Origin of the sequence: Bacillus sp. MUM 116 (genome assembly GCF_001866655.1) — a bacterium.
Taxonomy (GTDB): Bacteria; Bacillota; Bacilli; order Bacillales; family Cytobacillaceae; genus Neobacillus.
Genome location: NZ_MLYR01000058.1, coordinates 77,735 through 91,464, shown reverse-complemented (window position 1 = coordinate 91,464; position 13,730 = coordinate 77,735). Strand labels below are relative to the sequence as shown.

At 38.5% G+C, this 13,730-nt stretch carries 12 protein-coding genes, 1 rRNA gene and 1 pseudogene; 4 read left to right on the top strand and 10 right to left on the bottom strand.

Annotated features, from left to right (window positions below):
- Window positions 1–125: ribosomal RNA gene (locus tag BIV60_RS15340) — 16S ribosomal RNA — on the bottom strand; the annotation flags it as partial.
- 465 nt (window positions 126–590) lie between these two features.
- Window positions 591–2,264 (bottom strand): Ig-like domain-containing protein, encoded by a 1,674-nt coding sequence (locus BIV60_RS15335; protein WP_071356596.1) that lies wholly within the window; start codon window positions 2,262–2,264, stop codon window positions 591–593.
- 128 nt (window positions 2,265–2,392) lie between these two features.
- On the opposite strand from BIV60_RS15335, the pseudogene BIV60_RS31000 reads away from it, so the two are divergent.
- Together BIV60_RS31000 and BIV60_RS15330 are read left to right on the top strand one after the other, a co-directional pair.
- A pseudogene (locus BIV60_RS31000) lies at window positions 2,393–2,485 on the top strand (mannose-6-phosphate isomerase); the annotation flags it as partial.
- A gap of 586 nt (window positions 2,486–3,071) precedes the next feature.
- Entirely contained in the window at window positions 3,072–3,923 is an 852-nt protein-coding gene (locus BIV60_RS15330) for a 3D domain-containing protein (RefSeq protein ID WP_071356595.1), read from the top strand.
- 80 nt (window positions 3,924–4,003) lie between these two features.
- On the opposite strand, the gene BIV60_RS15325 is transcribed toward BIV60_RS15330, so the two are convergent.
- Window positions 4,004–5,212 (bottom strand): YibE/F family protein, encoded by a 1,209-nt coding sequence (locus tag BIV60_RS15325; RefSeq protein ID WP_071356594.1) that lies wholly within the window; start codon window positions 5,210–5,212, stop codon window positions 4,004–4,006.
- A 227-nt stretch (window positions 5,213–5,439) separates the two neighbouring features.
- On the opposite strand from BIV60_RS15325, the gene BIV60_RS15320 reads away from it, so the two are divergent.
- Both BIV60_RS15320 and BIV60_RS15315 read left to right on the top strand, forming a co-directional pair.
- Window positions 5,440–7,038, top strand: coding sequence for a purple acid phosphatase family protein (locus BIV60_RS15320; RefSeq protein ID WP_071356593.1), 1,599 nt, complete (start codon window positions 5,440–5,442; stop codon window positions 7,036–7,038).
- Between the two features lie 89 nt (window positions 7,039–7,127).
- Window positions 7,128–8,204, top strand: a complete 1,077-nt coding sequence (locus BIV60_RS15315) for a HupE/UreJ family protein (RefSeq protein ID WP_071356592.1) — start codon at window positions 7,128–7,130, stop codon at window positions 8,202–8,204.
- 229 nt (window positions 8,205–8,433) lie between these two features.
- On the opposite strand, the gene BIV60_RS15310 is transcribed toward BIV60_RS15315, so the two are convergent.
- The 7 genes from BIV60_RS15310 to BIV60_RS15280 form a co-directional block, all read right to left on the bottom strand.
- Complete coding sequence (locus tag BIV60_RS15310; RefSeq protein ID WP_071356591.1) at window positions 8,434–8,754, bottom strand: DMT family transporter; 321 nt, start codon at window positions 8,752–8,754, stop codon at window positions 8,434–8,436.
- 7 nt (window positions 8,755–8,761) lie between these two features.
- Complete coding sequence (locus BIV60_RS15305; protein WP_071356590.1) at window positions 8,762–9,118, bottom strand: DMT family transporter; 357 nt, start codon at window positions 9,116–9,118, stop codon at window positions 8,762–8,764.
- Window positions 9,119–9,197: 79 nt separating this feature from the next.
- Window positions 9,198–10,070 carry a Cof-type HAD-IIB family hydrolase gene (locus BIV60_RS15300; RefSeq protein ID WP_071356589.1) on the bottom strand — a complete coding sequence of 291 codons (873 nt, stop codon included), beginning with the start codon at window positions 10,068–10,070 and terminating at the stop codon, window positions 9,198–9,200.
- A gap of 25 nt (window positions 10,071–10,095) precedes the next feature.
- The gene (locus BIV60_RS15295; RefSeq protein ID WP_071356588.1) at window positions 10,096–10,878 is read right to left on the bottom strand and encodes a DeoR/GlpR family DNA-binding transcription regulator; all 783 of its coding nucleotides are present in this window, start codon (window positions 10,876–10,878) and stop codon (window positions 10,096–10,098) included.
- 20 nt (window positions 10,879–10,898) lie between these two features.
- The gene (locus BIV60_RS15290) at window positions 10,899–11,912 is read right to left on the bottom strand and encodes an ABC transporter ATP-binding protein (protein ID WP_071356587.1); all 1,014 of its coding nucleotides are present in this window, start codon (window positions 11,910–11,912) and stop codon (window positions 10,899–10,901) included.
- Entirely contained in the window at window positions 11,912–12,784 is an 873-nt protein-coding gene (locus tag BIV60_RS15285; protein ID WP_071356586.1) for an ABC transporter permease, read from the bottom strand. Before BIV60_RS15285 ends, BIV60_RS15290 begins: the two co-directional genes overlap by 1 nt.
- A complete protein-coding gene (locus BIV60_RS15280; protein ID WP_071356585.1) occupies window positions 12,784–13,635 on the bottom strand; it encodes an ABC transporter permease in 852 nt (283 codons plus the stop codon). Before BIV60_RS15280 ends, BIV60_RS15285 begins: the two co-directional genes overlap by 1 nt.
- Window positions 13,636–13,730 lie beyond the last annotated feature (95 nt).

Here is a 13,730-nt window from a genome sequence, read left to right as displayed (position 1 = left end):
GCCCACGTGTTACTCACCCGTCCGCCGCTAACCAAAAGAGCTGCGCTCCTATTGATTCGCTCGACTTGCATGTATTAGGCACGCCGCCAGCGTTCGTCCTGAGCCAGGATCAAACTCTCCAAGAAAGTTGATTTAGCTCGAAAATTTACGTTGGCTCGTGTTCTCTATATAATAGAAGAAACACGATTATTATTGTTTGTTGACGTTTTTGTTTGTTTAGTTTTCAAAGAACAATTTTTCAAGACAGGATATTAATATATCATCTTGCCTTTCAAATGTCAATTGTTTTTTAAGAGTTTTATTTATCCTTAAAACAGCGACATTCATTATCATAACAGAACCATTTACTTAAATCAACTTTTTTTGAAGTTAAGTATTTTCTGTTGGTGACAAGTAAATATATTACTAGGTTATCCCACTTAAGTCAATAGTTAATTAATAATTTTATACAGATTCTTCAACAAAGATGATTTACGGAGTATAGGATAACAATGCGCCCACTTGAGTGCCAATTAAAAAGAGAAGTGCTTCGAACACTTCTCGCTAAAGCCTCTTCCCTTCAGGATGGCAGTTTCATATTTTTTAAAGCATTATTTCACTACAGTTATCGTCCTTGTTGCGCTGATCTTTCCTTTTTGATCCTTCGCACTTACATACAGTTTTTTGCCTGCTTTTTGCTTTGGAATCGTGACCTTATATTTGCCGGTGCTGCCGGCCTTTGCTGTATAAGTCTTATTCCCAATCTTCACCATCACAACTGCGTACTTTTCCGTGCTCCCTGTCACAGCGGATGAGGTAGATTTCACTATGCCCACAGTCGGCATATTCGGCGCAACTCGAATCACTTTAGCGCTTATTGCAGCACCTACATTGCCAGCACTGTCTTTTGCTTTGACAGAAACAATCGTTCCTGTATTTTGTATCGGTATGACGATTTTGTAATTTCCGGAAGCATCCGCTTTTCCGCTATAGACCTTCCCTTTGATGGTTAAAATCACTGTTGCCTTTGCTTCGGTTTTTCCGGATACTGCATTTGCCGTATTCGTCACCGTATTCACTTTTGGAGCTAGCGGTGCAGTTTTATCTGCTACAATGATGGTTTTAACAGGGCTAAAGGTATTCAACTGATCCTTATAGCTTAAAGTGAGTTTGGTCCCCGCCTTTTGAACAGGGATTTTAGCCTTGAAATTCCCGTTTGCATCAGACACGATACTGCTAATCAGCTTCGTTCCATTCTTGATTTGTACCATGACCTTCGCAGGAGCCTTGCCTGATAGATACACATCACGATCACCCACAGAGTTGACTACAGGTAACTCTAGCTTTCTACTAATATAAGCAGAAGAAATATAACCTTTTCCTTTTTGATCTGCCGTTTTAACCGGGTACCAAACAAATTGGTTTTTACTGGTTTTCGATTGGTCATATACAAAATTTCCAGTAATGATTAATGTAGTACCTTTCGCAAAAATGGTAGCCGTACTACTACTACTTGATTGTGACCTTACTTTCACTCCATCATTCGTTACAACTACCTTATCTCCCGTTTTAAAAAGGTATCTAGAAGCATGCATTTGGTCAGTAAGGGTGTATTCTGGCTTTTTGAAAACAATATTATCTCTTTTAAGTTTGTCATATTCAAAGTCATCTTTGCTGAAAGGGAACCGCCCTAATTTAGTACCCCCTAGGAAACTGTCATTAAAAATATTTGCAAAGACTTTTTCCTGGTATGCGTTCGGATTATTTTTTCCAGTTGAATGATCCAGCGGACTGTTAACAGGCTTTGTGCCATTATAGGCCATTACAGGAAAGTACCAATTTTCAATGACTTCTGGTCCCATTTCTTTTATTTTTGGCAAATCTTTACGATCATACATACTCTTAAGAATCTCGACGCCTGCCTGAATATTGTAGTTAATATTGGTTTTCAATTGCTGTTGATCATAGCCTGATTTATTCGTAATTTGCATGAGGCCGATTCCGTTATCAGGTGAAACAAAAGGCTGACCTTTCGCATCAAATTGTCTCCAGTCACTTTCTTTTTTAGCTACAGCTTTTACCACCTCAGGAGGAATTTTTGCTTCTAAAGCAGCGTTGGTCAGTAAGCAATTGATGTGTTGTGGAGAGGGATTTTGATTTGGCTTGACTTTACCAAATGATGTACATTTATCTGGCCATGTCATAGCGGCAGACGCTTCTTGATGAGACCATCCTAGAAGTAGTAAACACGCCAGCAGTCCCCCTCTTAGTAAGATTGATTTCATTCTCTCATTCTCCCATCTAGTCATTTTTAATACGAATATTGTATCATGATAGATTACTGTATTACTAATATTTAGGAGAATGACTATAGAAAGAACCAACGCTTCCATACTCCAGCACAAAGGCCTTCGAGCTGAAGAAGGGCAGTCATTGTATCCTCCCATACGGCTTTTGTGAGTATAAATTAGAAGGGAAAGCGGAATTTATTGTTTCGTATGCATAACCAGGGTACCTTATTTCAAAGCTACCCTTTCAATAAACCGTAAATACGGCTAACCAATGTGTTATGAGCATTTGTTATTTTACGGACAAGGTCTGGAGTAAATTACTCTCGACCTTTTTATTTTGCTTTATAAATAGGTTGTCCTGTGGAAATCCTGCCCTTTTGTCTAAAATCCGAAACTTGTGTGGATATAATTGGAATCCATGTCGACATCCTTTAAAAAAGTGTTGATATAATCCAAATTTGTGTCGATATCCTAATACAAAAACTAATTTTTATAGAAATTACCTTTTGTAGTTCATGAATTTAATGGAACAAACGGGATATATTGGTATAATATAAATTTCACAAAGTAATATTTGTAATAAAAAGAATGGAAGCTCTAAGAGGTGCACTATTAGGCTTTTTGCATTGAAAAGGCCATCAAATAAGCATTATTTTCTGATTATTCAACTATTTCCGACATGTTATTGCAATATAAATGCCATTAAGGTAAACAATTTAACATCTCTCTGTTCTTTGTTTCAGAAAAATTCATGATACGATTATGAAAACTTAGCAACCAAAGAAAACGGAGGGTAAAAGAATGCTTAAAAAAATGATATCAATGATAGCAGTTGCTGTACTCTCAGTAACTGTAAGTGCTAATGTATCAGCCGCAACAATTACTGTACATAAAGGGGATACTCTTTGGGATCTATCACGTGTACATAATACATCAGTAGACAATATTCAAATGTTGAACCATCTTACCACAGATCTTATTTATCCTGGTGATAAACTAACGATTGCACCGGAGAAACATTATACAGTTAAACAAGGCGACACATTATGGGACATTTCCATGGAACATCATACATCGGTTTCATTAATTAAAGAATGGAACCATTTAAATACCGATCTCATCCATCCTGGATTAAATCTATTAATCTTTGATGGCATTAATACTAATAATACTGATGTAACAGGAAAAACAATGAAGCTTGCTTTACAAGAATCAAAGGAAAATGCACCTGTATTTAAAACTGAATCAACCTCAAATGAAAGTGCACCTGCTGTAAAAGCTGCACCAGCACCGAGAGAAAATACACAAACTCAAAAGGAAAGCGCACCTGAGGTAAAAGCTGCATCCACAAGTGATTCAAGTTCAAAGGAAATTACCGTGAAAGCTACTGCTTATACAGCATCGTGTGAAGGATGTTCCGGTATCACGGCAACTGGGATTAACATTAAAGCAAATCCTAATAAGAAGGTTATCGCCGTTGACCCATCTGTTATCCCGCTTGGCAGTAAAGTTTATGTAGAAGGCTATGGTGAAGCGATCGCCGGAGATACTGGCGGAGCGATTAAAGGAAATCGAATTGATATCTTTATTCCTTCTGAACAAGATGCAGTCAATTTTGGAGTGAAAAAATTAAAGGTAAAAATATTAAACTAAGACGCATAAAACCAGCTGATCCTCAGCATACAAATACTGCACCCCCATCGTACATGATGGGGGTGCAGTGTTTTTTTGTATCATCTGCCAACATTTTCAATCGTATATACCTCTTCACTGTCGCGCTCATTTTTGTTGATTAATACTTTTTCAAATCTCGGCATCATTCTCGATGAAATAAACGCAACAATGGGTACGGTCAGGACAACACCAAAGCATCCGGTAATCCCTTGAATCACTTCGATCGTCACCATATTCATGTTGGTCAATTGAGTAAAAGGCACTTTCATCGCATACAAAATCATCAGCGAAGAGAGTGTTGTGCCAGTAAAGGCAAGGAGCAAGGTATTAGCCATCGTCCCCATCATATCACGGCCAACATTGATGCCCGATAAAAATAGTTCCCTCTTACTAAGAGTAGGATTTGCCTGATAGACTTCATAAACGGACGAGGCGATGGAAATACCTACATCAATGATGGCACCAAGAGAAGCAAGCATAATCCCCGCGAACAAAATCCCTTTGAGCTGCATGCCGGTTTGCTGGGAAACAATCAGCAATACTTCCACTTCTTTCGTATTAAACCCGGAAATTTGCAATAATTCACCGCAAATGTAGGCAAAAACTCCGGTTATGACGACCCCAACAGTTGTACCCAGTATGGCCGCCAAAGATTTTGAACTCCAACCGTTCAATAAAAGCAAGGTGATACATGTCGTCAGGACTCCAACCACCACCGTAGCAAAAATCGGGGAATATCCCCTATAAAGCATCGGAATAAACAAATAAAAAATACTAGCAAACGTAAAGAGAATACCAGCCACCGATTTCAATCCTTTTTTCCCGCCAATCGCCCATAGAATTCCAAAAAACAACAGAATCATAGAGCACATGATGGGTGCTCGGTAATGGCCGTATACCGTTACATAATAATGTTTATGATCGGCAGAATCCACGTTCACCACAATGGTCTGTCCTTTTTTTGTAAGAACGTTTATATAGGGGCTCAAATAGTTGGTTATGGTATGAACTTCCCCTTTATGTTCCCCGGAAAGAATTTTGACCTCCAGTTGCTGCGTCCCGTGATACAATCCACCATCTGTCGGATCCTTTGCTAAATCCTCTCTGATGACCCGCAATACTTTTGCCCTTTCATAACTTGCATAAGAAGTTCCGCCCTGCTCATTATATGCTTTTTCAGGACTTTGATAAAAAAAATACATCAATGCGGTGATAAGCAATAGTACAGCTGTGAAAAGAGCCGTTCCTACTTTCTTTGATGTGAACATATGAGACCTCCATGCCATTTTTCAAAAAAATATTCTATTTTTCTACTAATCTAACAGATGAATGTTAATAGACCGTTAACAAAATTTCTTCTTTTTGTAAAAATATGGTTTACAAGAAATTAACTGGATTCCTATATTCCATTAACAAATACTTCTTAAGATATAGCTGTACTCTCAAACAACCATGCGCGCGGTGAGAGAAAAATAATGTAGGAGGATGATTTTACTTGTTTAATGTATTGAATATGAAAAAGTCAACGAAAATTAGCCTGGCAGCTACGTCGGTACTCCTAGTATTACCATTGCTGACAAACAGTTTTACCGGTAAAAGCCATATAAATCCAATGGACATTGCCAAAGCAGATGAACTTCCATACGTTTCTAAGGACATCGCACTCAATCCCGGCAGTAATGAAAGTGAACTGCGGTTCACGTGGTATTCAACTGTTAATCCAGATAAAGCAATCGTCCAGATGGCCAAAAAATCAGATATGACCGGCAATGAATTCCCTGCTGATAAAGCGGTAACGTTTACAGGAACAGCTTCACCAGCAGCGACAGTCGGAACAACCGCTTATTATTCCAACAAAGTGACGGTTACCAGCCTTGAACCATCTACACAATATGTGTACCGGGTAGGCGACGGCAAAAACGGGGACTGGAGCCCTGTTTACAACTATGCAACGCAACGAACAGATCAATTCAGCATCATATTTGTAGGAGACCCGCAAATCGGTGCATCGGGCAGCGTGCCGAACGACCAGGCTGGCTGGACAAACACGCTGAATAAAGCGGTGGATAAGTTCCCGAACCTAAGCTACATTATGTCAGCAGGCGACCAGGTGAATACGGCAACAAACGAAGCGCAATATGACGCTTTCATGAGTCCGGACGTACTCAGAAGCCTGCCTTTAGCATCGGTTGTCGGTAATCACGATACCAGTGTAAATTACAAATATCATTTCAATCAGCCAAATGAGTCAACGAAATACGGCGTAACCAATGCAAGCGGTGACTATTATTATACCTATGGAGACGCTTTGTTCATGGTCTTGAACACGAATAATACGGACGGAGCTGCACACGTACAATTCATGAAAGAAACGGCCGCTAAAGTTCCAAGCGCTAAATGGAAATTTGTCACGTTCCACCACGACATTTATGGAGCTGGACCTCACTCTACGGAGTCCTTGATTACAAACTTACGAGCTGCTCTTTTCCCAACATTTGATGAGCTGAATGTTGACGTCATCTTCATGGGGCATGACCACTCCTATGTCAGAACCTACGTAATGAAAGGGGACATCCCGCAAAAAAATCAGCTGATTGACAACCAAGGAAGAGTCGTAAACCCAACAGGATCAATGTATATCACAGCAAACTCTGCAAGTGGAAGTAAATATTACGAATTAAAGCCGACTCCGGAAATATACTCCGAGGTGAGAAGCCAGCTTAAAGTTCCAACCTTCTCTACCATCAATGTCAACAAATATAGTGTTTCGGTTGATACCTTTAGAACAGATACGATGGAAAAGGTAGACACATGGTCGATGGTAAAAACCAGCCTCCCAATGCTTCAGGGATTAGTAGAAGAATATAGCGCAAAAGAGGAATTGAAAGCGCCACTCTTCAGTCAATTGACAAACAAATTAAAACAAGCGGAACACCAGTTAGAGAAGGGCTCCAAGGAACAAGCGGTTAAATTTATCCAAGATTTCCTAAAGCATTTGGATAACGAGGCCATGGTGAAAAATATAACCCCGTCTGCCAGGGATGTCCTTGCAGATGATGCACAAGAACTTATCTTGTACTGGTCAGCACAATAAAGAAGTTTTCATCCCACTGGCTTTTGTGGTCAGTGGGATTTTGTGTAAATGTATTATCTGAAAAAGTCGAAATTTGGAGGACAAACAAGATGGTTAAAAAATGGGTCATGTTGATCGTTGTATTGTTTGCGATTTTTGGGTTCACGGTCCCTGATACGTTTGCACATGCCAACGACAGCGAAGCTTATTCAGACATCTCGGAAAAGGACGGAACCATTCAATACGTACTGCGGATGAATATGGACCAATTGAGGATCGTAATCACCCCGAATGATCCCGATATCAGCAATCATGCAAAGAAAGTCATAAACCGATTTCTGCGGGATTCAAAAACAGATGTGGAATCCTATCTACTCTCCAATATCAAACTCCATGCCGACGGTTTACCGTTAGAGGGAACCTTGACCCGGCTTCAAGCAACAGAAGTGAACAAAAAGCTTTATGCTGAAGCAATACTGGAGTATCCGATAAAACAAAAGCCTGAGCAATTCATATTATCCTATAACCTGTTTTTTGATGATTTAGACCAGTGGCACACAAATTATGTCACACTAGACCTCGACGGAAAAAAGCAAAATCCAGTGTTGACCAATGATTCGCGGGAAATTCAACTTGGCAAATTGAGTATTATCCATACCGTTAAGCAATTTTTATTGCTTGGAATGGAACATCTGATTACCGGTTATGACCATATTTTATTTTTGGTCGCTTTACTTATTGGAGCTACCTCGATCAAACAGATTCTTAAGGTGATTACTGCATTTACCGCAGCCCATACGGTGACTCTGGTTTTAGCCACTATGCATATCGTGACACTGCCTGGTAGGTTTGTTGAGTCTGCCATCGCGCTGAGTATCGCTTATGTCGCCCTTACTAATCTGTTAAAACAGAACACGAAGCACAATGCATGGTTAGCCTTCGGTTTCGGGCTGATTCACGGATTCGGGTTTGCCGATATATTATCAGAAATGAAGATGGATGGAGGACAGTTTGCTTCTTCTCTATTGACGTTTAATATGGGGATCGAAATCGGTCAAGTTCTCATCGTGTTATTCATTTATCCCGTTATTCAATATATCCGTAGAATCAAATGGTCGCTTCCTGCCATTTCGACCACAATTACCCTCTTCGGGGTGGTCTGGTATATCGAGCGTGCGTTTTTTTAGGATATTGGTTTAAAGTGGGATCCAGGAGCATGGCTCCTGGTATTCACATATAAAAATTCCGAATCAAGCAAAATGGTTATAAAAAAGATTCAGACGGGCAGTTATGGTATCAATCCTTTTTTATGCATGAGAAAGGATAAAAACAAAAAAGATACATTCTCCATACTGAGTGCCTTTGGTTTATTTTCCGAAATAAAAAGCCAGGATTTACTCCTAGCTTGTGCTTTTCTTACTGTCCAGAAGTTATTTTAACGCCAACAGCTCCAATTATAATACAAAGAATTAAAAAGATTCTTTTACTATCTTTCGGTTCATTAAAGTAAGCCATTCCTATTAAGACACTTCCAACAGTGCCGATGCCAGTCCAAATTGCGTAAGCGGGTCCGATTGGAAGAACTGTTAATGCAAGCGAAAGAAAATAAAAGCTGAAACTTCCGAACACAAGACATACAACAGTGGGAAGAAATTTTTTTAATCCTTCTGCACGTTTTAAGCTTATGACACTGCCAATCTCAGCAAATCCAGCAAGAAGGAGTAACAGCCATGCCATCTACTCATCACCTAACCTTGGACAAATCATCTACTTCTTGTTGATCATCAATTGACACGATTTTTAGTCCAATTATTCCAAAAATCATTAAAATGACAAAAAAAAGTTTTAGCAGATTGATAGATTCCCCCCAAAAAATCGCCCCAACAGCTATTGTTCCAACCGTACCCAAACCCGTAAAAATGGCATACCCTGTTCCTACAGGTATTAAACGTAAAGCCTTTGACAATAAAAAAAAGCTGAAAATGGTAACCCCCACTGTTAGTACACTAGGTATGAATTCAGTAAACCCATGCGAATATTTAAGGCCTATAATCCAGACGATCTCTAAAAGACCTGCAATCAAAATATAAATCCAATCCATTTAAAGATTCTCCCTTGTGAGTAGACGCCATCCTATCCTAATACGTGTAATTACTAACCTGCTATTTTAATAGATTATGTTATGGTTGTATTACTAAATTATCCACGTATTGATAAATGGCATGAGCCACACCATCTTCATCATTTTTAAGAGTGGCCATTGTACAAATATCTTTTATCTCACCTTTTGCATTTCCCATCGCAACGCTATATTTCACCTTTTGGAACATAGATCGATCATTGTCGCTGTCTCCAATTGCCATTGCATGGTCTAAACTGCAATTTGTCAAAGAACAAAGTTTTTCAAGGGCAATTCCTTTTGATGCATGTTTGCTCGTAATTTCAATATTATGATGAGCAGATGAAACAACTGTTAACGGACCAAATTCTTTAAAGTGTTTCCGGCTTTCTTCTAACTTCTTTTCATCAAAAGAACACACTACAATATTATAAAAATCTTCTTTTTGTTTTAGAATATCATGATAGTTTTCAACAAAAACATACCCATACTGATCAAGTTGTCTTTCTGCTTCCTCCACTAATTCTTTCCTATCACAATCTAACTCAGTTCTTTTCATCCTTTGAATCTCATGATTGAAATTTTCCCTGTCTTTTCTGATTGTATAAATGGCTGTGTTTGTAAACACCTCATAGTAAAAATTCCGTTCGTCTAACCATTGAAGAATAGATTGCACGTCATTTTTCTCTATTGCAGCAGCAGACAAAAGCTTCTCATCTTTTGAATGAATGGTGGCACCGTTTGTACCAATTACAACGGTAGTAAGCCCAGCCTTCTCACAAATTCTCCGCACATCAAAATATGCCCGGCCAGTTGAAATGACTACTTCAACTCCATTCTTTTGGGCATATTCAATTGCTTTTATATTTTCTTCACTTATTTCTATTTGATGGTTTAATAACGTCCCATCTAAGTCTATTGCAATTAAACTCATGTTCTTTTGCTCCTTTCATCCACTTCTATGCTTTTATCCAATCGATTTCGTTTAATATCAAATCATTCATCCAAGGTTCCGGAAGTGGCTGGTCACACACAATGATATCTATTTTCTCTAAGGGGCATATTTTACAAAATGTATCAACGCCAAATTTTGAATAATCGGCTAACAAAATAATTTGTTTTGATACCTTAACCATGGTTCGGGAAACCAAAGTTTCATTTAAATGAAAATTACTAATACCATTTTCAATAGAGACACCGCCTGCTGAAATAAATGCCTTATTAATATTGAATTGATTTAATACCTGCTCCGTAATACCACCACTGACCGATTGCTGTTTCGGATCAATTTGCCCTCCTAACAGTAAAACCTCTCCTGTGAACTTTTGTTGATTAAGAGATTCCGTTAATACAGCTGATACTGGGATAGAATTAGTTAAGATCGTTATATTTTTTTTATTTTGGATAGAATGGGCAAACTCCAGTGTAGTGGTTCCAACATCAATAACAATGACATCTCCATCGGATATAAGTTCCGCTGCTTTTTTACCAATTTGAATTTTTGCTTCTTGATTCACTGTCGTACGCTGGGTAAACGGAGGTTCCCCGGATTGGAAGGTTGTTTTTATTGCCCCGCCATAAACCTTTTTTAATAACCCATTTTCCTCTAATTGTGTTAAATCCCGACGGATGGTTTCCTCTGAAACATTGAATTGTTTGGCCAAATCAATGACTTTTACCTTTCCGATTCTTTTTAACTCATTTAAAATTTCATTTTTTCTTTCCTCTGGTAAGATTAACATTTGATTACCCCATTACTAATTTATAAAACAATGCATTCTTTCTTTGGTATAAGGATACGAATAGGTGAGCCCTGATCCAGTTTTCCTCCTTGATGGTGAAGAGAATCCACATGGAAGATGGAACCATCTGTTTCAACTTCATATCTTAAAACATTCCCAGTCATCGAAATATCCCGAATCACACCTCTAACCGACCAATTATCTTCTAAAGGCATGGTTTCGTGTTCAACTGGCGTTAATTGTAATACTTCAGGGCGGATCGCCACTTCATTGCCTTTTAATTCCGGACTTCGAATCAGTTTATTAAATACCTCGACATTTAGAACATTATAATTCCCGATAAATTTTGCAACAAAGGTATTGACTGGGGAAGTATAAATATCTGAAGGAGAACCTGATTGAACAATATTGCCTTCATTCATAATAAAGATCTTGTCTGACAAGGTCATAGCTTCTTCTTGATCATGAGTAACAAAAATCGTGGTGATCTCCAATTCTCTTTGTATTCTTTTTAATTCCCTTTGTAAATTCTTCCTGATTTTTGCATCCAATGCACTTAAAGGCTCGTCCAAAAGCAGCACTTTCGGTTCCATTACAAGAGCCCGTGCAAGTGCAACCCGTTGCTGCTGGCCGCCGGATAGCTGATGCGGATAAGATCCTTCTTTTCCGGTTAAATCAACCATATCAATCATATTTTGCACTCTTGATTTGATATTTGATTCTTTTTTCATTTTAAGCCCATATGCAATGTTATCGAAAACGGTCATATTCGGGAAAAGGGCATAAGATTGGAATACCATGCCGACCTCACGCTGCCGGGGTGATAAATGAGTAATATCTTTTTGATCTACCAAGATCCTTCCCTTATCCACTTCTTCAAGTCCAGCAATGGACCTGAGCAATGTACTTTTTCCGCATCCGCTTTGTCCAAGAAGTGTAGCAAATTCTCCTTTTTGCAATGTTAAAGATATATGATTTAAAACCACTTGGTTTTCATATCGCTTCGTCACTTGATCAATGGTTACATAGCTCATTAATTATCACCTTCCAAAAAAGTAATGTTTTTAGGAGACTGTTTCTTAAAACTTGAAAAAATCCGCTTCTTTTTTAACATATATGGACTTTTTTGGTTTCTGAACGTGGCTTTTAAAACGGCCCATGTTAACAGCAAAATCACTGAATAATACGTAATAACAATTGCACTTGTTAAATGACCGCTCGTATTTAATTTGTTGGAAAGATAAATTTGCAGGGTTTCAAACTGTCCTCCAACCAGCAAATTGGCAAAAGAAAACTCACTAAATAAAAGAGCAACGGATAACAGTGTAGAGACTAGGATACCGGATAGAATATTAGGAAACACGACGGTTCTAAAAGCTTGAAATTTTGATGCCCCCAATAACTCAGCGGCATCTACAAGTTCCACTGCATTAATGGTCCGCAGACTGTTCCGGATCCCTTGATACATGAATGGCAAAATAGTAACAAAATAAGCACCAATCAAAATCCAGGGTGTTCCGGAAATTTGAATCGGTCCATTCGAATATAACTTGATTAATCCAACAGCTCCAACAATTGGAGGGATTCCATAAGGAAGCATCGCAACCGCTTGAAGGAGACCTTCCAATTTACGAAAATAGATCGTGATAGTGAAAATGGTCGGAAGCATAATAATGATACTAAGACCAACAGACATCACAATCAGAAACAATGTGTGCTCGAAGGCAGTAAAAAACCTTGCATCTTGAAATAATTCAATATACCACTTCATGGTAAAAGACTCAGGTAAAATGGTACGATCCCACTTGCCGGCAATAGAAAATAAAAATGTCCCGATTAGCGGTATTAACAAATAAATAATGAGTAACCCAACAGCCGCTTTATGGAAACGCAGTGAAGATTTCATTATAAATCCCTCCTGAAACGACGCATCATGCGCTGATTAAACCACATCGCCAAAATCATCGTCGAAGCTAAAAGAACACCTAATGCACTGCCCAGCTGCGGCTTTAATGCAACATCACTAGCAACGAGAGAGGCAATTTGCAAGGATAGTAAATTATAATTGCTGCCGACTAATGCATAAGCCGTAGCATATGCGCCCATGGAATTTGCAAATAAAATACTGAATATACCTGCAATACTTGGCAACAGGACAGGTAAACCAATATGAAGCCAAAATTGCCGCTTTGAAGCCCCTAATAATGCTGCAGCTTCTTTCCATTGCTGTTTTATCCCTTGGTATGAGGGATATAGAAGCATAATAGCCATTGGAATTTGGAAATAAACGTAGACAAGAATTAACCCCGTCCAAGAGTATAAGTTAAATTTCCCCAACACATCCCAGCCAAACTTGGCAAAAAGCAACGTAAACAGACCATTGTTTCCAAGCAAAATAATATAGGAAAAAGAAAGAGGAATTCCTTCAAAATGCGAAGTCATATTGGCAATCATGAGTAAACGATTTTGTGCTTTCTTCGAAAATTTTGTAAACGAATAGGCGATGCCAATCGCCACGATGATCGAAGTGGTGGCCGAAAAAAATGAAATAAGGACGCTGTTTTGAATGGCTTGTAAGTAAAACTTACTTTTGAATATAGTTACATATTGCTCAATTGTCACCTTAATTCCATCGTCAGCATAAAAGCTATTTTTCAACATCGTAACTAATGGTCCAATTTCAAAACCAACAATAAGAATAAGAAATGGCAGTAAAAGAGCTAATAAATACAGTTTTTGTTTTTTTAGTTTTTGCAAGATTTTTCGCTCCTTTAAAAATGGCTAACAATCCTTTGAATCGATTTGGCCCTAATTCCAAATCGATTCAAATTTTCAAAGAATACCTTATTTAT